Source organism: Paraburkholderia madseniana (assembly GCF_009690905.1).
Lineage (GTDB): Bacteria > Pseudomonadota > Gammaproteobacteria > Burkholderiales > Burkholderiaceae > Paraburkholderia > Paraburkholderia madseniana.
This window is the reverse complement of record NZ_VOSW01000060.1, coordinates 1-22,249: the sequence shown is the minus strand read 5'-3', so window position 1 is coordinate 22,249 and position 22,249 is coordinate 1. Positions and strand designations below refer to the sequence as shown.

Genomic DNA, 22,249 nt, shown 5'->3' with positions numbered 1-22,249 from the left:
AATGGCAGGTCGTTTGATTTATGTAATGGGGCCGTCCGGCGCGGGCAAGGATTCATTGCTGGGTTTTGCGCGCAGCCGCCTGATGGGAGAGCCGATTCTGTTTGCGCATCGCTACATCACGCGGCCGAGCGGCAACGGTGAAGAGCACGTTGCGTTGAGCGTCGAAGAATTCGCGGCGCGTTCGGTGCTCGGTCTGTTCGCGCTCGAATGGTCGAGCCACTCACTGCGTTACGGCATCGGTATCGAGCTCGATGCATGGCTTGCGCGCGGTTGCACGGTCGTCGTCAACGGGTCGCGTCAGCATTTGCCGCATACGTTGGCGCGTTATCCGCACACGGAAGTCGTGCATGTGGACGCCGCGCCGCATATTCTCGAAGCACGGCTCGGCGCGCGGGCGCGTGAGTCGGCGGAACAGGTCGCGGCCAGGCTTGCACGACGGGCACCGTTTTCATTGCCGCAAGGGCTTCGGTGCACGACGATCGATAACTCCGGGGCACTGGAAGACGCGGGGCACGCGCTGATCGCTTTTTTGCAGGCGGAGGGCGATATTCGCCACGTTTCCCACGCTCCCCACGTTCGCTAGGCTCGACTACCCGGCCGCCGCCATGCGCTCCCGGGTCGCTTCCTGCAAACACGACACGAACTGCAGCACCGCTGGAGTCGGCAGCAATTCACGCCGCGAGATGATGCTCAAAAAACAGTATCTTGTTCGAACAAGATGGCGTGGCTATAGTGCTCGTCTGTTTGCCGCGTCATGCGGCGTGAATTCCATGGAGCGATAGATGAGCGAAGCCGCGCGTTTTACCGAAGTGTCCGACCTGGCGCCTGCAACCGAGAGCCTGCGCGAGATCCGCCATCACATCCATCACCATCCGGAATTGGCCTACGAGGAAGTCCAAACGGGCGCACTGGTGGCGGAGAAGCTCGAACAATGGGGCTGGCAGGTCACGCGCGGGGTCGGTCAAACCGGCGTGGTGGGTACGCTGAAGGTGGGCAACGGCACGCGCAGCATCGGCATTCGCGCCGACATGGATGCGCTGCCGATCATCGAACAAACCGGTCTGCCGTATGCGAGCGGCACGCACGGCAAGATGCACGCATGCGGCCACGACGGCCACACGACGATGCTGCTCGGCGCCGCGCAGCACCTTGCCGCCACGCGCAATTTCTCGGGCACCGTGCATCTGTACTTCCAGCCGGCCGAAGAAAGCGGCATCGACAGCGGCGCGATGAAGATGATTAACGACGGCCTGTTCGAGCGCTTTCCGTGCGATGCCGTGTTCGGTCTGCACAATCATCCGGGCGAGGAACCGGGCGTGATGCTGTTCCGCAAGGGGCCGTTCATGTCGGCGGGCGACAAGGCGATCATCACGATCGAAGGCGTCGGCGGCCATGCGGCGCGTCCGCATCTCACGGTCGATCCGGTAGTGGTGGCGGCGAGCATCGTGATGGCCTTGCAGACCATCGTGGCGCGTAACGTCGACCCGTCGCAGCCGGCGGTGGTGACGGTCGGCTCGATGCATGCGGGCACCGCGAACAACGTGATTTCAAGCAGCGCGCGACTGGAATTGAGCGTGCGCTCGTTCAGCCCCGAAGTGCGCACGCTGCTGAAAAAACGCATTACCGAACTCGCCGAAAGCCAGGCCGCGAGCTATGGCGGCAAGGCGGTGGTGGAGTATATCGAAGGCTATCCGGTGGTGATCAATTCGGATGCCGAAACGGACTTCGCGGTGCAGGTGGCGCGTGAACTGGTTGGCGACGACAAGGTGATCGAGCAGACCGACATCTTGATGGGCAGCGAAGATTTCGCCTTCATGCTGCAAAAACGGCCCGGTACATTCCTGCGGATCGGCAACGGGGCGGGCGAAGACGGCTGCATGGTGCACAACCCCCATTACGACTTCAACGACCGCAATCTGCCGGTCGGCGCCGCATTCTGGACGCGCCTGGTGGAGCGGTATCTGGGGCAGTGAGGGGCCCGGGTTGTTAACGAGGGGCCTCAGGCGCAATGGGCGCGCATGCGAGAAACGCGCGCCTTTCGAGGCACCTTCGTGTACTCAATCGCGCTCAACCGCAATCAATCGCAATCAACCGCGCCGCGCCACCATCTCCGAGACCGTCTGCGCGGCCTGCTGCAGCGGCTCCAGAAACGCCTTCACCATCTGCTTGGCTGAATTGCGCTGAGCATTGCCGCTGATGTTCATCGCCGCGATCACGCGCCCCTGGCGGTTGCGAATCGGTGCGGACAGCGAAATCAGACCGCCTTCCAGCTCCTGGTCGACGATCGCCCATCCCTGGCGGCGCACCTGCGCGATCAGCTTTTTCAGCTCCTCCTTGTCGGTCACCGTGCGCGGCGTATGCGCATAGAGCGGCGTCGAACTCAGGGTCGCTTCGAGCGTGTCGTCGTCGAGCGCGGACAGCAGCACACGGCCCATCGACGTGCAATACGCCGGCAAGCGGCTGCCGATCGACAGGTTGATGGTCATGATCTTGTGCGTCGGCACGCGCAGCACGTAGACGATCTCGGTGCGGTCGAGTACGGCCGCCGAGCAACTCTCGTGAACCTGCGACGACAGATTTTCCATCACCGGTTCGGCGAGATTCCAGAACGGCATCGAGGTCAGATACGCGAAACCCAGGTCGAGAATCTTCGGCGTGAGGCGGAACAGGCGACCTTCGGCCTCCACGTAGCCGAGCGTCTGCAGGGTCAGCAGAATGCGGCGTGCGCCGGCGCGTGTCAGGCCGGTGGCGGCGGCGACGTCAGTGAGCGTCTGTTCTGGGCGGGTGGCATTGAACGCGCGAATCACCGAGAGGCCTCGCGCGAACGACTGCACATACGAGTCGCCCGGTTTGTCCGCGGCCGGTTCGGCGCTGACAGGAACGGCAGAAGGCGGTGGCAGGGCTTTGCTCATGGACCTTGAAAGATGCGTTCGAAGAAGGGCGTGTAGCGTTCGCGCGTTTCAGCCGGCGCGATGCGGTGCAAAGGCGTGACGATAGCTTAAGCCTTCTGTTTCGCCAACTTTGCCCGCTTTTGCCCCTAGGGCGCCGCGAGTGAAATCTGCCTTGCGCCTAGTGGCTAAGCCATTGATTATAAATAATTCGTAGGCTTGGAAGGCGGGTTAAACGCTAACTCGCCTCCTGCGAGGCAGCGTCCCGATGATGGTCGGCGGCGAGGAACATATACATCGCAGGCACCACGAACAAAGTAAAAAGGGTGCCGATCGACAGCCCCGTGAAGATCACGAGCCCCATCGCATTGCGGCCCGCGGCGCCTGCTCCCGAAGCGAACACGAGTGGCACGACGCCGAGCACCATCGCCGCGGTGGTCATCAGAATCGGGCGTAGCCGCACGGCCGCCGCTTCTTCCAGCGCTTCGCGCTTCGACTTGCCGGCGTGTTGCAGTTCGTTGGCGAACTGGACGATCAGGATGCCGTGTTTGCTGACGAGCCCCATCAGCGTGACGAGCCCGACCTGCGTGTAGATGTTCAGCGTCGTCAAGCCGATGTTGATGAAGATGAGCGCACCGAACAGCGCCATCGGCACCGAAACCAGGATCACGATCGGGTCACGGAAACTTTCGAATTGCGCCGCCAGCGCAAGGAACACGATGATCGTGGCGAGCAGCAGTGTGATGACGAAGCCGCCCGATTCCTGCACGAACTGCCGCGACTGGCCCGAGTAGTCCGCTGCATAGCCTGCCGGTGCGACCTGGGTGGTGGTCTTGCGCAGAAAATCGAGCACCTCGCCTTGCGACACGCCCGGCACGATCACGCCTGAGATCGTCGCCGAGTTGAGTTGCTGGAAGTGGTTGATCGATTCCGGCACGACGTTGTGTTCGAGATGTGCAATCGTCGAAGCCGGCATGACGCTGCCGTCCGGCGTACGCAGGTAGTAATCGAGCACCTGCGAAGGATTCAGGCGGTCGGTCTGCAGGACCTGCGGAATCACCTTGTAAGAGCGCCCGGCGATCGAGAAGTAGTTGACATAGCCGCCCCCTAGCGCCGAACCGAGCGCTTGCCCGACGTCGCTCTGCGAGAGCCCAAGGGAGGCGACCTTGTCGCGGTCGACGACGAGCGTGGCTTCCGGCTTGTCGAGCTTGAGATCGCTGTCGACGAAGAAAAACATCCCACTCTCGCGGGCTTTTTGCAGGACTGCCTGTGAAACTTCGTTGAGGTTCTCGAACGGCTCGGTCGTGCTGATGACGAATTGCACCGGCAAGCCCTGCGAGCCCGGCAGCGGCGGAAACTGGAACGCCGCGACGCGCGCACCTGAAATCTGATTCCATTTCTGTTGCAATTCCTGCTGCAAGGCGGTCGCGCCCTTGCTGCGCTGATCCCATGTCTTGAACAGCACACCGCCGATCCCCTGGTTGAGTGTCGGCGCGCCCGTGAGCTGGAACATCTGCGCGTATTCAGGCAGCGCCTTGGAGATATCGAACACCTGGTCCGCGTACATCTGCATCTGCTGAATGGTCGCGTTCGGCGGTCCCTGGATCTGCGACAGGACGATCCCCTGATCCTCCTGCGGCGCGAGCTCCGATTTCGAGGTCATGAACAGGTAGACCGTGCCGCAGAGCAGCAGCGCGCCCATCACGGTGAACACGGGCCAGGTGTCGAGCGTCGCGTGCAACAGGCGGCTATAGCCACGATGGACGCGTTCGAACTGGCGGTCGACGAAACGCGCGAAGCGCCCGGACTCCTGGTCCGCACGGAAGAAGCGCGAGCACATCATCGGCGACAACGTCAGCGCGATTACACCGGACACCGTCACCGCGCCGGCGAGCGAAAAGGCGAACTCGGTGAAGAGGGCGCCCGTCAGGCCACCCTGAAAACCGATCGGCACATACACGGCGATCAGCACGACAGTCATCGCGAGAATTGGTCCGCCGAGTTCGCGCGCGGCGATCAGTGCGGCATCGAAAGGCGCCTTGCCTTCCTCCTTCATGTGACGATCGACGTTTTCGACGACGATGATCGCGTCGTCCACGACGAGCCCGATCGCGAGCACGAGCGCGAGCAGTGTCAGCAGATTGATCGAATAGCCGAGCAACTGCATCACGAAGAACGTGCCGATGAGCGATAACGGCATCGCGATCAGCGGCACGATGACCGCGCGGAAGCTGCCGAGGAACAGGAAAATCACCGCCGTGACGATCAGCAGCGCCTCGACCAGCGTCTTGATCACCTCGACGATCGCCGTGTTGACGAAATCGGTGGCGTCATAAACGATCTCCCCCGTCATGCCGGTTGGAAACTGCTTCTGCAGCCCGGGAAACACGGCCTTCACGCGTTTGGCGACATCGAGGATGTTGGCGTCCGGCGCCACCTTGATGCCGATGAACACCGAACGCTTGCCGCTGAACGCGACGTTGAAGTCGTAGCTGTCGGCGCCGAGCACGACGTTCGCGACGTCTTCGAGGCGCACGATCGCGCCGTTTTTCTGCTTGATGACGAGTTGCTTGAAGTCGGCGACGGTATGCAGGTCCGTGCCCGCGTTCAGGTCGACGCTGACCATTTGCCCCTTCGTCGTGCCGAGTGTCGCGAGGTAGTTGTTGTTGCCGAGCGCCGTGAAGACGTCGCTTGCCGTTACGCCGTGCGCAGCGAGCCGTGTGGAATCAAGCCACGCGCGTAACGCGAACTGCCGTCCGCCGAGGATTTCCGCCGTCTGCACGCCTTCGATCGAATCGAGCTTGGGCTTGATGACGCGCAGCAGATAATCCGTGACGTTGTTGCTCGGCAGCACGTCGCTGTAGAAACCCATGTACATCGCGTCGGTGGTCTGCCCGGTTTGTACCGTCAGCACCGGCTGCTGCGCCTGCGGCGGCAACTGGTTGCGCACCGAGCCGATCTGCGTGTTGATCTCGGTCAGCGCGCGGTTCGCGTCGTAGTTCAGCCGCAGTGTGGCGGTAATGGTCGACACGCCAGTGCTGCTCGTCGAAGACATATAGTCGATGCCTTGCGCCTGAGCAATCGCCGCCTCGAGCGGCTGCGTGATGAAACCGGCGATGGTGTCGGCGTTCGCCCCATAGTAGGCCGTGCTGATCGTCACGACGGCGTTTTCGGTTTGCGGATACTGGCTGACCTTCAAGGTGGCCAGCGAGCGCAGTCCGAGCACGAGAATCAACAGGCTGACGACCGATGCAAGCACGGGCCGCCGGATAAAGAGATCGGTGAATGTCATCGCGCGGTCTCTCTATTGTTCCTGCGGCGTCGGGTTGGGACTGTCCGAGGGCTGCACGCTGTTGTTGATGACGAGCGGCGTGCCGTTCTTGAGCTTGAGTTGCCCGCTCGTCACGACCTGCGTGCCGGCGGCGACGCCTTTGAGGATCGCAACCTGATCGCCGCGCGTCGGCCCTGGCGTGACGAACACCTGCTGCGCGACGGGCAGGGTCTTGCCTTGCGCATTGGCTTGTGTGCCCGGCTTGACGACGAACACGGTCGCGCCGTAGGGGTTGTAGGTGATGGCCGTTTGCGGCAGCGTCAGGTAGCGCTGTCCGGTGCCTGCGTCGATCTTCACGTTCGCATACATGCCCGGCAGCAGCTTGCGCTCGTGATTGTCTACGCTCGCTTCGATCTGCACGTTGCGCGTGGTGCTGTCGACTTTCGGGCTGAGCGACTGGATCTTGCCCACGAACGTTTGTCCGCTAAACGCGTTGGTGTCGACCACGATGGTCTGGCCGATCGCGAGCTGGCCGAGCTGCTGTTGCGGCAGGTAGAAATCGGCGTAGATCGGATCGATCGCTTGCAGCGTGACGATCGCATCGCCAGGATTGATGTATTGGCCCGGATTGATCGTGGTGATGCCAAGGCGCCCCGCAAACGGTGCGCGGATAGTTTTCTTTTCGACGAGCGCGGCTTGTCCCGCGACTTGCGCCTTCTTGCCCTTCAGGTCGGCGGCGTCCGCGTCGAGCTGCGCTTTGGCGATCGCCTTGATGTCGTACTGCGCCTGATCGCGCGTGAAGACGGTCTGCGCGAGTTCTGCCGCTGCCTCTAACGAATGGAGCAGCGCCACGTCGGTGTCGTCGTTGAGCCGGACGAGGACTTGCCCGGCCTTCGCTTCCTGCCCTGAACTGAACGCCACCTCGCGCACGAGGCCCGCGACTTCGGTGGTGACGTCGACGCCGCGCACGGCACGCAGGCTGCCGACCGCCGCCAACTGCGGTTGCCACGACTGATAGCCGGCCACGACCGCCGAAACGGTGGCGGGCGGCGCCGCGTTGCCCGCCATGAACTTGGCGAACATGTACGAGCGGAACTGGTTGAAGCCGACGAGTGCGGCCAGCAGCAGGCCGACACAGATCAGCATGATCACCATCCGCTTCGTCATCGGTTTTCTTTCGGTCATCGTGATGTCCTTGCACGGCATTGGGCGAAGCGCCGGACTTTGCATGCCTTCGTATCTGACAGCGCGTGTTGCAAAGAGCGGTACGGCGAGCGTTCTGTCTGGCTATGTCATTGCGTCAGTCATTGCGTCGTCGCAGCGGCGGTCGGCGCGGCGGCGTTCCACCAGCCGCCACCGAGCGCCTGGAAGAGGGCCGCGGTGTCGGCGTAGCGGGAGGCCTGTGCCTGCGCGAGGCTCACCACCGTTTGCTGGTACTGGCGTTGGGCATCGAGAAGCGCCAGGTAGCTCACGCCGCCGACGCGATACTGCCCGCGCGTGAGTTCCAGCGAGTCACTGGCGGAGCGCCAGGCGTCCGTCTGTGCTTTCAGGCCGGTCGCGTCGTGATCGAGCGCGCGCAGCGAATCCGCGACGTTCTGGAACGCCAGCAGCACCGTTTCACGATATTGCGCGTCGGCCTGCTCGTACGCCGCCTCGGCCGCGCGCTTCTGCGCACTCAGTTGACCGCCGTGGAAGACCGGTTGCAGCAGGCCCGCGCCCAGGCTCCAGATCGTGCTGCCGGCCTTGAACACCTGGGCCGGCGTCAGGGCCTCGGCGCCGTAGCTGGCGGACAGGGTGATCTGCGGATACATCGCCGCGGTCGCCACGCCGACTTGCGCGCTGGCCTGATGGAGCACGGCGTCGGCGGCGAGAATGTCGGGCCGCTGCTGTACCAGTGCCGACGGCAGGCTCACAGGCAGCGCCTCGGGCAACGAAAACATCTCGAGCCTGAATTCAGGCAATGTGGCGTCGCTGGGCAATTTGCCGGCCAGCACGGCGAGCTGGTGACGCGTCTGGTCGAGCTGTTGTTGCAGCGGCGGCAGCGTGGCGCGGGTCTGCGCGAGGAGGGTTTGCTGCGCGAGCACCGCCGTGCGGCCCACGCCCCCCAGTTCGAACTGCTTGCCGAGTACGCCCAGTTGCTCGTCTTCCTCCGCGGCGATCCGCTCGGTTGCCTCGATCTGTGCGCGCAGTGACGCTTCCTTGACGGCCGCGGTCACGATGTTGGCGGACATCGCGAGATAGGCGGCCTGCAACTGGAAACGCTGGTAATCGATTTGCGCGTGCAGCGCTTCGAGTTCGCGCCGCGAGCCGCCGAACACGTCGAGTTTGTACGACACGTTCACCGACGCGTTGTACAGATTGAACTCATCGACCACGCCGGGTTGGCCGAACGCGATGCCGTTCAGTTTTTCGCGCGTGGCGCCAAGTTGCGCGTCGACGCTGGGCAAAAGCGTGCCGCCGGCTTGCGCCGAGAAGTTTTCGCGTGCCTGCCGCAATGCGGCTTGCGCCGCGGTGATGTTTGGACTGTTGACGAAGGCCTGACGGATCAGCGCGTCGAGCGGTTCGCAATGAAAGAGCGCCCACCAGGCGGCGGGAATGTCCTGTCCCGGCACAAAGCGCTGCGGCAAGCCGGCGGCCCCTGGAGAAGAGGCCGTCTGCTCGGGCAATGGCGAGGCGGTGTAGGTGTCGGTAGCGGGCGCGGGGGGAGTACGGTAATCGGGACCGACCATGCAGCCGGCGGCTGCGGCGCAGCCGCATAACGCGACCCACAGGCACCGCTGCCGGACAATACGCTGGATAACGTCGATCATCGATCCACCTTATATCGCTTGCGTTTAACCTAAACGACGGAGCGGACGCGGATATTCAGGCAACTTGAACTTTCGATGTTTCTTTTCCTGACGCCGGAATTTATACCATGCGGGACATTTCTACGCTTAGCCTAGCATGGTCGATCTCAGCGCTTGCGCACGAGATCACGTAGTCAGGGCGCTTGACGGGCTTTCAGGCTTGGGGATTAACGTCACCGGGACATCCAGATGAAAGAGATCGCCTCATTTCCCTCCTTTAGCCGCCGCGACAGCGAAGCGGTCCCATGGCAGCGATCGGCCGTCGCCTCTGGGGTTGAAGTCAAAAACCTCGGCACCGCGGACGGCCGTGCCATTCAGTTAGTGAAGTTCGCTCCGGGCGTGACCTTTCCGGACCATTACCATACGGGGCCGGAATTCATTTACATGCTCGAGGGGCAGGCTGTTCAGAACGGCGAGCTTCTGTCAGCAGGATGGGTTGGCATCGCGGCCGCGGGAACCGTCGATCATGGGTTCAGGAGCGAAACGGGGTGCGTGTTCCTGTTTGTCTACGACCATGGGCAAGTATTCGATTCTGTGCAGCCGCCAATGAAGGGATAAGCACGCCACCGCCGGCTGATGTTCGATCGGCGTTACGACGCGTGCGCCGTAGACGTCGCGCGACCGCGCTCGGAAAACTCAGGGTTTGCATCGATGCCGTCCGAGTCTCAAATTTGTATGATGACCCGACAACCTGATTCATCGGGGCCCTCATGTTCGACAAGATTCCTGCCCGGGTGCTGAGCGATACGGTCGCGCAGCAGTTGCTCAAGCAGATCGACAAAGGCACCTTCGCGCGCGTCGGCAAGCTGCCGACCGAGGCGGTGCTGGCGCAGCAGTTCGGCGTGAGCCGCACGGTGATCCGTGAGGCGATTTCGCGGCTGAAGAACGAAGGCGTGGTCGAGCCGCGCCAGGGCAGCGGTGTATTTATCGCCACTCATGGCGCGATCCGGCCGCTGCGCATCGACTATGCGGAAGCGGTCGAAACGGGCTCGGTGCTGCAAATCCTCGCGTTGCGGCGTGCGATCGAGGCTGAAGTTGCTTCGGAGGCGGCCATGTGCCGCAGCGACGCAGACATGGTGTCGATCGACGCCGCCCTCTCGAAGATCGACGAAGCGGTGGCCGAAGGCGAGAACGGCGTCGCCGAAGATGTCGCTTTCCATCGCGCAATCGCCGCGGCCACCGGCAATCCGTATTTCCTCAAGACGCTCACCTTCCTGAATCAGTACCTCGAGGCCGGCACCCTGGTCACCCGTCGCAACGAAGCGCTGCGCGATGACTTCTCACGTCAGGTGCGTGAAGAGCATGCGGCCATCGTCGCGGCGATCCGGGCCGGCGATTCGATGGCGGCGCGCAATGCGGCGAGCACGCATATGAACAATGCGGCACGGCGGCTCGCGGACGCGGGCATTTGTTGAGCTGAACCAAGTCGAGGCGGGTTGCCGGGTTGGGTTTCATCGGGCGCTCGCGGCTAACCAATATAGAGGTCAGGCATGTCCAGAAATGTCGGCGTTATCGGTCTCGGGGCGATGGGCATGGGCGTCGCGCGCTCGCTGCTGCGCGCGGGCTTTCAGGTCCACGCATGCGATCTGCGCAGCGAGATCCTGCAAGCATTCGTAGCGGCAGGCGGCGTCGGCTGTGCGTCGCCTGCCGAGCTCGGCGCGCAATGCGAGGTGGTCGTCACGCTGGTCGTGAATGCCGCCCAAACCGAAGCGGTGCTATTCGGCGCGCAAGGCGCGGTCGCCGCGATGACACCCGGCAGCGTGGTGATTGCAAGCGCAACCGTCGCACCGGACTTCGCGGTCGAACTCGGCAAGCGCATCGAAGCGGCCGGTTTGCAGATGCTCGACGCGCCGGTATCCGGTGGCGCGGCACGCGCGGCGTCCGGCGAAATGACGATGATGACGTCCGGTCCGGACACCGCCTATGCCGCGTGCGAGGACGTGCTGGCCGTGATGGCGGGCAAGGTCTATCGGCTCGGCTCGGCGCACGGCGCGGGTTCGAAGGTGAAAATCATCAATCAGTTGCTGGCCGGCGTGCATATCGCCGTGGCCGCCGAGGCGATGGCGCTCGGCTTGCGCGAAGGCGTCGATCCCGACGCGCTGTACGAGGTCATCACGCATAGCGCCGGCAATTCGTGGATGTTCGAGAACCGCGTGCCGCATATTCTGAGCGGCGATTACACGCCGCTCTCGGCGGTCGATATCTTCGTGAAGGATCTCGGTCTGGTGCTCGATACCGCGCGCCGCTCGAAATTTCCGTTGCCGTTGTCGGCGGCGGCGCATCAGATGTTCATGATGGCGTCGACCGCGGGGCATGGCGGCGAGGACGATGCCGCAGTGATCAAGATCTTCCCCGGCATTGACTTGCCGGCGGCGAAGTAAGCGCGGAGCCTGCCATGACCACTCCGTCCAGACGCGCGCTGCTCGGCTGTATCGCCGACGATTTCACCGGTGCCACTGACCTCGCCAACATGCTGGTGCGCGGCGGCATGCGCACGGTGCAGACCATCGGCGTGCCCGCGTCGAACGATGCCGTAGAAGCCGATGCGCTGGTCGTCGCGCTGAAATCGCGCACGATCCCCGCCGCCGACGCGGTCGCACAATCGCTCGCCGCGCTCGACTGGTTGCGCGCGCAAGGATGTCGCCAGTTCTTTTTCAAATACTGTTCGACGTTCGATTCGACCGACGCCGGAAACATCGGTCCGGTCACGGATGCCTTGCTCGACGCCTTGTCCGCTGAGGTGGGCGCAACGGCTTTCACGATTGCCTGCCCGGCGTTTCCCGAGAACGGCCGCACGATCTATCGCGGCTATCTGTTCGTCGGCGATACCTTGCTGAACGAATCGGGCATGGAAAATCATCCGCTGACGCCGATGCGCGATGCGAACCTCGTGCGCGTGCTGCAGCGGCAGACCGGATCGAAAGTCGGCCTTGTGCGTTACGACACGGTGGCAAAAGGCGTGTCGGCAGTACGTGATTCCCTCGATGCACTATGCGGCGACGGCGTGCGAATAGCGATTGCCGATGCGGTATCGGACGCGGATCTTTACGTGCTCGGCGAGGCATGTGCCGACCTCACGCTGATCACGGGCGGCTCCGGCGTGGCGCTAGGCCTGCCCGCCAATTTCCGTCGCGCCGGTTTGCTTGCGGAAGGCAACGATGCCGCGCAATTGCCGCGTGTCGAAGGATGGTCGGCGGTGCTGGCCGGCAGCGCTTCGAAAGCGACCAATGCGCAAGTGGCGGCCTGGCGCGAAACACGGCCCGCGTTCCGCATCGATCCGCTGGCGGTGGCGCGCGGCGAGCCGGTGGTCGAGCAGGCGCTGGCCTTTGCGCAGCCGTACCTGGATAAAGCCGAGCCTGTGTTGATCTATGCCACCGCCACGCCCGACGAAGTCAAAGCGGTGCAACGCGAGCTTGGCGTCAACGAAGCGGGACACCTGGTCGAATCCACGCTGGCGTCGATCGCACGCGGTTTGCGCGAACGCGGTGTGCGCAAGTTCGTGGTGGCGGGCGGTGAAACCTCGGGCGCCGTAGTGCAGGCACTTGACGTGCACACGTTGCGGATCGGTGCGCAGATCGATCCCGGCGTGCCCGCCACCGCGACGACGGACGCCGACCCGCTCGCACTCGCATTGAAATCCGGCAACTTCGGCACGACCGACTTTTTCGAAAAGGCACTGCGTCACCTCGATGGAGGCGTGCAATGACCAGCACACCCGCACTCCACACGACGAACGAAGCACGCGTGCGCGAAGAAATCTGCGTGACCGGTGCAAGTCTCTATCAACGCGGCTATACGGTGGGCAGCGCGGGCAACATCAGCGCGCGCCTCGACGACGGCTGGCTGATCACGCCGACCGACGCCTGTCTCGGCCGGCTCGATCCCGCCGATATCGCCAAGGTCGATTTCGCCGGCAATGCGGTGTCCGGCGGCAAGCCGTCGAAAACGCTGGCGCTGCACCAGGGCATCTATGCACGCAACGGCGAGGCACGCGGCGTCGTCCACACGCATTCGACGCATCTGGTGGCGTTGACACTCGCCGGCGTATGGCACGACGACGATGTTCTGCCGCCGATCACGCCGTACTTCGTGATGAAAGTGGGTCACGTCCCCCTGATTCGTTATAGGCGCCCCGGCGACCCGCAAGTGGCCGAGCAGATCGCCGCACTCGCCGGCACCGTTCGTGCGGTTTTGCTCGAGCGCCTCGGCCCGGTGGTGTGGGAGCGCTCGGTGGCGCAGGCGTCGTATGCGCTTGAGGAGCTCGAAGAGACCGCTCGCCTGTGGCTGATGACGAACCCGCGACCCGTGCCGCTCGACAATGCGGCGCTCGAAGAACTGCGAACCGTATTCGGTGCGCGCTGGTAGACGCACACGCCATCGCGAGATCTTGTGCCCGGAGCATGCATTCATTGCTGCTTGCGCACGCTGAACGAAACCGTTTTAAAGGAGTTGCTGCCATGCCTCGCTTTGCTGCCAACCTGACCATGATGTACAACGAGCACGCTTTCCTCGATCGTTTCGCCGCAGCGGCAAAAGACGGTTTCACCGCGGTGGAGTTTCTGTTTCCCTACGATTTCCGTGCCGGAGAAATCAAGGCGCGGCTCGAAGCGAACGGCCTGACTCAGGCGCTCTTCAATGCGCCGCCCGGCGACTGGGCCGCGGGCGAACGCGGCATCGCTTCGCTGCCGGGGCGCGAAGACGAATTTCGTCGCAGCATCGAAACCGCGCTCGATTACACGCGCGTGCTCGGCAATCGCAAACTGCATGTGATGGCCGGTTTGATCGACGCGGATCAGCCGCGGGCAAAGCATCGCGAGGTGTATCTGAAGAATCTCGCCTATGCCGCCAAGGCCGCGCAAGAAGAGGGCATCACCGTCGTGATCGAGCCGATCAATACGCGCGATATGCCGGGCTTCTTTCTGAATCGCCAGGATGACGCGCAAGCGATTTGCGCGGAAGTGGGCGCACCGAATCTCAAGGTGCAGTTCGATTGTTATCACTGCCAGATCGTCGAGGGCGACCTTGCGGTGAAGCTGAAACGCGATATGGCCGGCATTGGTCACATTCAGGTCGCCGGCGTGCCGGAACGCCATGAGCCCAATATCGGCGAACTGAATTATCCCTATCTGTTCGATCTGATCGACACGCTGGGCTACGACGGCTACATCGGTTGCGAGTACCGGCCGCGGGCCGGCACATCGGCCGGGCTTGATTGGCTTAAGCCGTATCTGAATGCCGCGCGCTAGCAAGCGACAGAGCAGCCGATAAAGCAAGGACAAAGCACATCATGAAAGTACTGATTACCGGCGGTGCAGGTTTTCTCGGCCAGCGTCTCGCGCGTGAACTGTTGACGCGCGGTTCAGTGAAGGATGAACACGGCAAGCCGCAAGCGATTACCGAGCTGGTGCTGCTCGACGTGATGCACGGAAGCGATTTCGGCGACACGCGTGTACGCACGGAAGTGGGCGATATCGCCGAGCGCAGCGTGCTCGAGCGCGTGATCGACGACAAGACGTCGGCCATCTTCCATCTTGCCGCGATCGTGAGCGGGCAGGCCGAGGCGGATTTCGATCTCGGCATGCGCATCAATCTGGACGCATCGCGCCTGCTGCTGGAAACGTGCCGGCAACGCGGGCATGCACCGCGTGTGGTGTTCACGAGTTCAGTGGCCGTGTATGGCGGCGATCTGCCCGAAGTCGTGCAGGACGACACCGCGCTGAATCCGCAATCGTCGTACGGCGCGCAGAAGGCGATCGCGGAGTTGTTGCTCAACGACTACACGCGGCGGGGTTTCGTCGACGGCCGGGTGTTGCGCCTGCCCACGATTAGCGTGCGCCCGGGCAAGCCGAATGCGGCGGCCTCGTCGTTCGCGAGCGGGATCATTCGCGAGCCTCTGAACGGCGAAGCGGCGGTATGCCCGGTAGCGGGCACGACGCGTTTGTGGCTGCTGTCGCCGCGCAAGGCCATCGAAAGCCTGATCGCCGGACTCGAAATCGATGCCGCTGCGCTCGGCAACCAGCGCGTGCTGAATCTGCCGGGGATTTCGGTGAGCGTCGACGAAATGGTGGCGGCGCTGCGCGAAGTCGCGGGGGAAGAGACCGCGATGCGGATCGTGTGGCAGCCGGATGCGCGGGTTGAGAGGATCGTCGGCAGTTGGCCGGGGCAGTGGGATCCCTCGCGTGCCGAACGGCTCGGGTTGACCGGCGACCACAGCTTCGCCGATGTGATTCGAGGCTATATCGCCGACGAGGGTATTCAGATCCGCTGATAACGCGCGTGCTGGGGCGGGTATTTCAACGGCATCCCGGACCGGACAGCAGAACGACCCAAAGCCTCGTGCCGACAGGCGTAAGAACACGCTTGCCGGCACGAGCGCGTCAATCTTCAGACCTTTTTGACTGGTCATGGCTAAACGCCGCCGGCCTGCAGATATTCCCTGGTCCGAGCCCGGCTTTGCTTGACATGGTTTCAGGCACACGCCTATTATCGAGCCTAAGTTGTTCGATATATGACCGTGTGTTCGTGTATAGAACAAATGGCTGAGATCCTGAGCCCATCGTTCACCATCCTGCGCTAAGCTGCTCTGTCGCGACGGCTGCCATGTAACCGTTCCCGTTGCGTCAACCGGGTCGATACCGCACGGTATCCAGCGCGCGTCACGCGCAAGCGGCCGACGTCACGAACCGATATCCGCTAGCGGCGCAGCGCATGCAGCACATCAACTGGAGACATCACATGACCGAAGCATTCCTGTGCGACGCGATTCGCACCCCCATCGGCCGCTATGCGGGTTCGCTGTCGTCGGTTCGCACCGACGATCTGGGCGCGGTGCCGCTCAAAGCGCTGATGGAGCGCAACAAGGACGTCGACTGGAACGCGATCGACGACGTCATCTACGGCTGCGCGAACCAGGCCGGTGAAGACAACCGCAACGTCGCGCGGATGTCGCTGTTGCTGGCCGGTTTGCCGCAAGGTGTGCCGGGCTCCACGGTGAACCGCTTGTGCGGCTCGGGCATGGACGCCGTCGGCATTGCCGCACGCGCGATCAAGTCGGGCGAGGCTGCGTTGATGCTGGCCGGCGGCGTCGAAAGCATGAGCCGTGCGCCGTTCGTGATGGGCAAGGCCACCAGCGCGTTTTCGCGCCAGGCCGATATCTTCGACACGACGATCGGCTGGCGTTTCGTGAACCCGTTAATGAAGCAGATGTACGGCGTCGATTCGATGCCCGAGACTGGCGAGAACGTCGCGACCGACTACAAGATCAGCCGTGCCGATCAGGACGCGTTTGCGCTGCGCAGTCAGCAGAAAGCGGCACGTGCACAACGCGACGGCACGCTCGCGCAGGAAATCGTCGGCGTGACTATCGCGCAGAAGAAGGGCGATCCGATCACGGTGTTGCAAGACGAGCACCCGCGCGAAACCAGCCTTGAAACGCTCGCCAAACTGAAGGGCGTGGTGCGCCCGGACGGCACGGTCACGGCTGGCAACGCGTCGGGCGTGAACGACGGCGCAGCGGCGTTGCTGCTCGCGAATGAAGAGACCGCGAAGCGCTTTGGCCTCACGCCGCGTGCACGCGTGCTGGGTATCGCAACGGCAGGCGTCGCGCCGCGCGTGATGGGCATCGGCCCGGCGCCGGCCACGCAGAAGTTGCTGGCGCGTCTGAACATGACCATCGACCAGTTCGACGTGATCGAACTGAACGAAGCATTCGCCTCGCAAGGTATTGCTGTGCTGCGCACGCTCGGCGTCGCGGACGACGACGGGCGCGTGAATCCGAACGGCGGGGCGATCGCGCTCGGCCACCCGCTCGGCATGAGCGGCGCGCGTCTGGTGACCACCGCGATGTATCAGTTGCACCGCACGCAAGGCCGTTTTGCGCTGTGCACGATGTGTATCGGTGTCGGTCAAGGCATCGCGATCGCGATCGAACGTGTGTGATGGTTTAGCGCATGTGCAGGGAAGCGCTGAGGCATCTTGAGTGTCGACGCTTCGCGTATGGCGACTCCTGTAGCCGCATCATGAACGGCCCCTTCGCTCAGGCGACGGGGCTGTTTTATTTTGCGCAGCGCGTTGATTCACCGGCTATTGAATTGATGTTTAATCGGTGTTAATGCGACTTTATATTGCGTTGCGGCGAATGTCGTCGATAAAAGAATAATGAAACCATCGGGCTGTCATGCAGTATGCGTTTAATGCTTTATGCATAGTATGTATTGTCGCCCTATATAGATAGGTCTGGCAGGTAAAGCAGTGCTGTCAACCCGCTAGACGCCGCTGCGACGCCACGCTGCGGCATTTCGCAACATGCCGTTCGCTGATTTGAAAATCACAATATAAACAGTCGTAGCTTCTTGTAAGGCATGTACAATCGTTGCGCCGTACCCATTTAGTCATTGTCACCCTGAAGCTGTATGCATTCGTGGCGTTAATCGGCATCCTGCGGTTTCAGATCGCCGTAACGCCAGATCGAACAATTTCTCGAGGAGAGAGTAAATGAAGGCAGCGACGATTGGAGCAGCGTTGATGGTAGCGGCTTTCGCCGCGGCGCAACCGGCGTGGGCGCAAGATGCGATGGCCAGTGCCGCGCAAGGCATTGTCAGCGCGGTGCAACCGGTGCATGTGAAGGCGCAGATCGTCGGTATCGATCAGGGCAGCCGCACGCTCACGCTCAAAGGGCCGGGCGGCAACGCGGTGGTCGTGCTGGTGAGCCAGGAAGTCGCGGGCTTCGACCAACTGAAGGTCGGCGATCGGGTGGACGTGCTGTATAAGAATGCGTTGCTGGTGAAGGCCGATAAGGTCACCGGCCCGGACAAGGGCATTCGTGAGCGCGTCGATACGCAAGTGTATGCCCCGGCCTCGGGCGGCTTTGCATCCGCGCGCCAGATCGAGGTGCTCGCCACCGTGCAGAAGATCGATCACAAGAAGCGCCTCGTCACGCTGCGCGGCGCGTATCAGACGCAAACGCTCGAAGTCGGACCGGACGTCGATCTGAAGGGCGTCAAGGTTGGCGATACGGTTCACGCGGTATTCGTTTCGGCAGCGGCCGTGCAAGTGACGCCGCAATAGGCGGCACAGTCAATGTCATGCCAGTAAGCGGCACGCGTTCAAGCAGTATCAAGCAGCCGCGCAACACGGCATGACTGGCTCCTCGCAGCCGGTATGGCTGATCCGCAAACACCCCTCATCGCAGGGGTGTTTGCTTTTGTACGGTACGAAAGTTTGACCATCGAGTCGCGAGGGGGCACGCTATCGAGTCGCCGGTGCCCCCAGGCCCAACCATGCGAGCGGCCCCAGCCATCGCCTGACGAAACCGCGTCTGGCAGGCAGCGCGCAACTCAACGACACGCGCGCGCTGCGTTCGCTATCCGTGCTGAGCCACACGCGTTCGCCGCGCTGCAGCCGGAACTCGTTGCCCGGTTCGAGCCAATGATCGTAAGGCGAGTTGACGCGCGTGAGCCATAGGCGCGCGCCTTGAACACTGAGCGTGCTGTCGGCGTCGACACGCCACGTCAGCGTTGTGCCGCGCACTACGGAAAAATGGACGACTACTTTCGGCAGACGCTCGTCCGGTTGATATGCAGACAGACTTGAGTCGTCATCCATGCACTGCGGGCTTGCCTGATCCATCTTGCTCTCCGTCATCGAGCCGGCGGACGGAGGCACCTATAAAACAAAAGGCCCCTTCCGTTACCGGCGGGGCCTTTGGGTCTTGTTTGCAGATTCAGACTGCTAACGCGCACATGCTCCCAAACGCCTGCCGATGATGGCATGCATTGTTGGGTTTTTAATCGCGACTGCGATGGAGGTGTGCGTCAACATGCGAATGAGTGTGCCGTTTTGCCGCATGTCTTGTCAATAAAAAAATCGCAATGGATTCAAACGACAACACGAGGCACGCAGGGGCGGCTCGCTTTGCTTGCTGAGACGCTGAGGCGAATCTGCGCGGCGAGTGCGTTTCGCAATGCGTAACGCTTGCGACGGGTTGCGCAGCCGGTGTTGTCGCCCTGGCGTTCGGCGAGATAGCGCGCCGGCGGCGCGAGAACGAACCAGCCATTCCAGCGCGCGAGCGCTCCGCACTCGATCGACAGCCGATCGTAGTCTGCAGCCACGCGACGCTTTCTCAGGCAATAGCGCCAGTTCGCATAGATGTGCGCCTGCTTCGAGACGATGAAGGTGCCGCCTGCATCGAGCGCCGCGGCGACACATTGCGCGAGATAAATCACCAGCACTTTCGGCCGCAGTCCATACCACCGTTTGGTGAGCGCGCGAAAGAGCTCGCGGCCGTTGACCGACGTGTCCGGACCCTGGACGGAGCCGATGCAAAGACGTGGTCGCCGCACTTTGCCGCCGAGATAGGCGAGGCTGAAGGTGCAGGAGACAATGCGCCGGTCCCGCGCATCGCGGATGCACAAGGTCCAGTCGCCTTCCTTCTGAAACTGTTCGATCGACTCGAGCGACACGTGCCAGCGCTCGGCGCCTACCTCGAACGATGCGATCGGCGCCGAGCCGGCTGAGGCAATGCGCGCGGCGAGTTGCGGCACGCGCTGCTGAGTCAGCGCATGATGATCGAGGCTCGCCGTGAGTCGTTCGTGCGGACTGAAGCGGGTATGGAGGAACGGCCGATGCATGCGTTCGAGCGCGGTGGGATGACGTCGCACCAGATCTTGCAAGGGTGAGATGGCGCAGCCTTTGAGCCATACTTGCGTCGAACGCCACGACATCAGCGAGCGCAGCCACAATCGCACGCGGCGCCAGCGATGAAACACGCTGGTGCCGGGATAGAGTGCATGAGCGGCTTGCTGAATGACCGCAAAGGACGCAGTGGCTCTCGCGAACCACGGCGAGCGGGCGCGAGCCCCCTGGTTGGAAACGGTCGTCATGGCACATCCCTTGGCTATTTCAACGAGGCGATGCTAGTGGCGGGGATCGCGCTTCCGTGTCGAATTATTTGAGTGTTTGTCGAGTTTTGTCGCGCGTGTCGCATGATGTGCGGCGCATCCGCTATGCTGTGCGTCGAGCCGCCTCGTCCGGTTCGTCCGGCTCGTTGCCGGCCGGGTCCGCGCCGTGCGGATGCGTATATAGAGCGGCGCCATCGCTTGCTGGCCGTGCAGCGCGCCGTACCGTTGCCGGCCGCTATTAAATGAGTTAGCCCTGAACGATTTGTCCATGCCATTCCGGATCCTGCTTGTCGAAGACGATGACCGCCTGTCCGCGCTGGTCGCTGGTTATCTGCGCAAACACGAATACGAAGTCGAGACCGTGCTGCACGGCAACGACGCCGTGCCGGCAATTCTCAAGCGCCGCCCGGACCTGGTGATTCTCGACGTGAACCTTCCCGGCAAGGACGGGTTCCAGATTTGCCGCGAGGCGCGCGAGCAATTCGACGGCGTGATCATCATGGTGACCGCGCGCGATGAGCAGTTCGACGAAGTGCTGGGCCTCGAATTCGGTGCGGACGACTACGTGCATAAGCCTGTCGAACCACGCGTGCTGCTCGCGCGCATCAAGGCGCAACTGCGCCGCGTGAGCGCACGCACGCCGGAGACTGGCCGACCGGAGAGCTATACCTTCGGCAAGTTCGAGATCAGCCGGGCCAGCCGCACGGTCAAGCTGCCGGACGGCAGTCTGCCCGATCTGACATCGGCCGAATTCGATTTACTGTGGGCCTTGGTGAGTTGCGCGGGCGAGGTGGTGAGCCGCGACGAGCTGATGCGGCAACTGCGCGGCATCGAATTCGACGGCCTTGACCGCACGATCGACGGCGGCATTTCCAAGCTGCGCCGCAAGCTGCATGACGACGCCGGCACCCCGCAGCGCATCAAGACGATACGCGGCAAGGGCTACCAGTTCAGCAAGCTGGCGTGGGATTGAAGACGCATGCGGCGGTTGCAGTCGCGGTTGAGTTGCGGTTGCAATTCGGCTGAGTCGGCATTGAGTTTCAGTCGAGTAATACGTCGAAATATCGGCCGACAAAACTCCACAAACGCGGCAGCAAATCGACAGTCACGCGAGACGGGGATGATTAGCATCGCAAGCTTGTGTAATGACAGGCTTATCGATGTCCGCTCGCGTTTCCCCACTTTCCCGCCATGCCGTGTTGATGATTCACGGCTTGGGTGGCACACGCCATGATTTCGGCGCGCTCGACCGCAAGTTCGAGCAGATCGGTTGCAACGTACATTTGCCGTCGCTACCGGGCCACGGTTCGAACCCTGACGCGTTGAGCCGCGTGACGTTGAGCGACTACATGCAGTTGCTGAGCCGCACCTACCGCGATCTGGCCAAACGTTATGAGCGAGTCGACGTGGCGGGCATTTCGATGGGGGCCTTGCTTGCATTGATGTTGAGTGCGCGGGAGCGCATGACGACAGGGCGTCTGATTCTGCTCTCGCCGCCGTTATTCCTCGACGGCTGGGGCGGTTCACGCCTGCGTCCCTTGCGCTATCTGATGTATTGCGTGCCGGGCCTGCGCCGATTGATTCGCGTCCCGGAGGGCGAGCCGTTCGGCATCAAGAACGCGCGCATACGCAACCTGATCCGCCGCCACCTGCAGAAGGGCAGTGGCGTCCACTATCCGTATGTGCCGTTGGCGGCGATCGAGCAGGTGGACTGGATGCGCTTCGCGGTGAAGCGAGCCCTGAGCCGCGTGACATGCGAGACCCTGGTCATGCATTCCGAGGAAGACGAAGTGACGAGCATCCGCTCCGCGGAATTCGTGTGCGAACACTTGGGAAGCCGCGCCGTGACCTTCGTACGCTTGACCGACAGCTACCACATGATCACACTGGACAACGAACGAGACACAGTAGCGGAGCAAACCCTGGCATTCGTACAGAGGGCGTAAGGGACGAGCGGAAGAGCAAGCAAACAAACGCAGCCCAGCGCAAAGCAAACCACGGTGCCGCACCGAAGGAACCGAGCTAAACTGCCGCTTGGTTTCAAGAAATACTCTTCGGCGCGCGCAGCGCCGCCGGAAGTATGACGCCCTTGTCACTGGCGTATGCAGGTGCACGAACCCAGATTCCAGATGCACCACTACCCTGCGTAAGCTACGGTGCCCACTTAGCAGGAGTGGTTTGAGCCGCTTTCTTTGCTTATCTTTCTTTGCGGCGGCGTAACTATTCAGCAGCCGGAAGCGGCGAAACGACGAACCCGGCGAAGCCCAAAGCCAGCGCGTCGATCAGCGAACGGTTCTGTTTGCGCAGACTGGCAAGGTAGGAGCGGATCGTGCAGAACGCCTC

Annotated in this window: 19 protein-coding genes and 1 pseudogene; 13 read left to right on the top strand and 7 right to left on the bottom strand. The window is 62.6% G+C overall.

Going from position 1 to position 22,249, the window contains the following annotated elements:
- Position 1: 1 nt before the first annotated feature.
- Complete coding sequence (phnN, locus tag FSO04_RS28145; protein ID WP_154564675.1) at positions 2-583, top strand: phosphonate metabolism protein/1,5-bisphosphokinase (PRPP-forming) PhnN; 582 nt, start codon at positions 2-4, stop codon at positions 581-583.
- A gap of 6 nt (positions 584-589) precedes the next feature.
- Here the strand turns inward: phnN and FSO04_RS28140 are convergent.
- Positions 590-694 (bottom strand): annotated as a pseudogene (locus FSO04_RS28140) (LysR family transcriptional regulator); the annotation flags it as partial.
- An 88-nt stretch (positions 695-782) separates the two neighbouring features.
- Between FSO04_RS28140 and FSO04_RS28135 the strand changes: the two are divergent.
- Complete coding sequence (locus FSO04_RS28135) at positions 783-1,973, top strand: M20 aminoacylase family protein (RefSeq protein ID WP_154564673.1); 1,191 nt, start codon at positions 783-785, stop codon at positions 1,971-1,973.
- 114 nt (positions 1,974-2,087) lie between these two features.
- On the opposite strand, the gene FSO04_RS28130 is transcribed toward FSO04_RS28135, so the two are convergent.
- From FSO04_RS28130 to FSO04_RS28115, 4 genes are all read right to left on the bottom strand, one after another.
- Positions 2,088-2,912: an IclR family transcriptional regulator gene (locus tag FSO04_RS28130; RefSeq protein WP_154564671.1), complete on the bottom strand. Its 825-nt coding sequence runs from the start codon at positions 2,910-2,912 to the stop codon at positions 2,088-2,090.
- 214 nt (positions 2,913-3,126) lie between these two features.
- Positions 3,127-6,180 (bottom strand): efflux RND transporter permease subunit, encoded by a 3,054-nt coding sequence (locus tag FSO04_RS28125; RefSeq protein WP_154564669.1) that lies wholly within the window; start codon positions 6,178-6,180, stop codon positions 3,127-3,129.
- A gap of 12 nt (positions 6,181-6,192) precedes the next feature.
- A complete protein-coding gene (locus FSO04_RS28120) occupies positions 6,193-7,344 on the bottom strand; it encodes an efflux RND transporter periplasmic adaptor subunit (protein WP_154564667.1) in 1,152 nt (383 codons plus the stop codon).
- A 119-nt stretch (positions 7,345-7,463) separates the two neighbouring features.
- Positions 7,464-8,969: an efflux transporter outer membrane subunit gene (locus FSO04_RS28115; RefSeq protein ID WP_154564665.1), complete on the bottom strand. Its 1,506-nt coding sequence runs from the start codon at positions 8,967-8,969 to the stop codon at positions 7,464-7,466.
- A gap of 228 nt (positions 8,970-9,197) precedes the next feature.
- Here FSO04_RS28115 and FSO04_RS28110 point away from each other — a divergent pair, with 228 nt between their 5' ends.
- From FSO04_RS28110 to FSO04_RS28070, 9 genes are all read left to right on the top strand, one after another.
- Positions 9,198-9,566, top strand: coding sequence for a cupin domain-containing protein (locus FSO04_RS28110; RefSeq protein ID WP_154564663.1), 369 nt, complete (start codon positions 9,198-9,200; stop codon positions 9,564-9,566).
- Positions 9,567-9,718: 152 nt separating this feature from the next.
- Positions 9,719-10,423 (top strand): FadR/GntR family transcriptional regulator, encoded by a 705-nt coding sequence (locus FSO04_RS28105; protein ID WP_154564661.1) that lies wholly within the window; start codon positions 9,719-9,721, stop codon positions 10,421-10,423.
- A 75-nt stretch (positions 10,424-10,498) separates the two neighbouring features.
- Positions 10,499-11,389: an L-threonate dehydrogenase gene (ltnD, locus tag FSO04_RS28100; protein ID WP_154564659.1), complete on the top strand. Its 891-nt coding sequence runs from the start codon at positions 10,499-10,501 to the stop codon at positions 11,387-11,389.
- Between the two features lie 14 nt (positions 11,390-11,403).
- Positions 11,404-12,714 (top strand): 3-oxo-tetronate kinase, encoded by a 1,311-nt coding sequence (gene otnK / locus FSO04_RS28095; protein ID WP_154564657.1) that lies wholly within the window; start codon positions 11,404-11,406, stop codon positions 12,712-12,714.
- Positions 12,711-13,373, top strand: coding sequence for a 3-oxo-tetronate 4-phosphate decarboxylase (gene otnC, locus FSO04_RS28090; RefSeq protein WP_154564655.1), 663 nt, complete (start codon positions 12,711-12,713; stop codon positions 13,371-13,373). The genes otnK and otnC overlap by 4 nt, the downstream gene beginning before the upstream one ends.
- A 92-nt stretch (positions 13,374-13,465) precedes the next feature.
- A complete protein-coding gene (gene otnI / locus FSO04_RS28085; RefSeq protein WP_154564653.1) occupies positions 13,466-14,254 on the top strand; it encodes a 2-oxo-tetronate isomerase in 789 nt (262 codons plus the stop codon).
- Positions 14,255-14,295: 41 nt separating this feature from the next.
- The gene (gene denD / locus FSO04_RS28080) at positions 14,296-15,276 is read left to right on the top strand and encodes a D-erythronate dehydrogenase (RefSeq protein WP_154564651.1); all 981 of its coding nucleotides are present in this window, start codon (positions 14,296-14,298) and stop codon (positions 15,274-15,276) included.
- Between the two features lie 467 nt (positions 15,277-15,743).
- Positions 15,744-16,946 (top strand): 3-oxoadipyl-CoA thiolase, encoded by a 1,203-nt coding sequence (pcaF, locus tag FSO04_RS28075; RefSeq protein WP_154564649.1) that lies wholly within the window; start codon positions 15,744-15,746, stop codon positions 16,944-16,946.
- Between the two features lie 555 nt (positions 16,947-17,501).
- Entirely contained in the window at positions 17,502-18,074 is a 573-nt protein-coding gene (locus FSO04_RS28070; protein WP_154564647.1) for a hypothetical protein, read from the top strand.
- A gap of 180 nt (positions 18,075-18,254) precedes the next feature.
- Here the strand turns inward: FSO04_RS28070 and FSO04_RS28065 are convergent, their stop codons facing one another.
- Together FSO04_RS28065 and FSO04_RS28060 are read right to left on the bottom strand one after the other, a co-directional pair.
- On the bottom strand, positions 18,255-18,635 hold the full coding sequence (locus FSO04_RS28065; protein ID WP_154564645.1) for a DUF2917 domain-containing protein: 381 nt from the start codon (positions 18,633-18,635) through the stop codon (positions 18,255-18,257).
- A gap of 248 nt (positions 18,636-18,883) precedes the next feature.
- On the bottom strand, positions 18,884-19,888 hold the full coding sequence (locus tag FSO04_RS28060) for a DUF535 family protein (RefSeq protein ID WP_154564643.1): 1,005 nt from the start codon (positions 19,886-19,888) through the stop codon (positions 18,884-18,886).
- A 286-nt stretch (positions 19,889-20,174) separates the two neighbouring features.
- Here FSO04_RS28060 and FSO04_RS28055 point away from each other — a divergent pair, with 286 nt between their 5' ends.
- Positions 20,175-20,879: a response regulator gene (locus tag FSO04_RS28055; RefSeq protein ID WP_154564641.1), complete on the top strand. Its 705-nt coding sequence runs from the start codon at positions 20,175-20,177 to the stop codon at positions 20,877-20,879.
- Between the two features lie 187 nt (positions 20,880-21,066).
- Positions 21,067-21,852 (top strand): alpha/beta hydrolase, encoded by a 786-nt coding sequence (locus FSO04_RS28050; RefSeq protein WP_166618262.1) that lies wholly within the window; start codon positions 21,067-21,069, stop codon positions 21,850-21,852.
- The last annotated feature ends 397 nt before the right edge of the window (positions 21,853-22,249 follow it).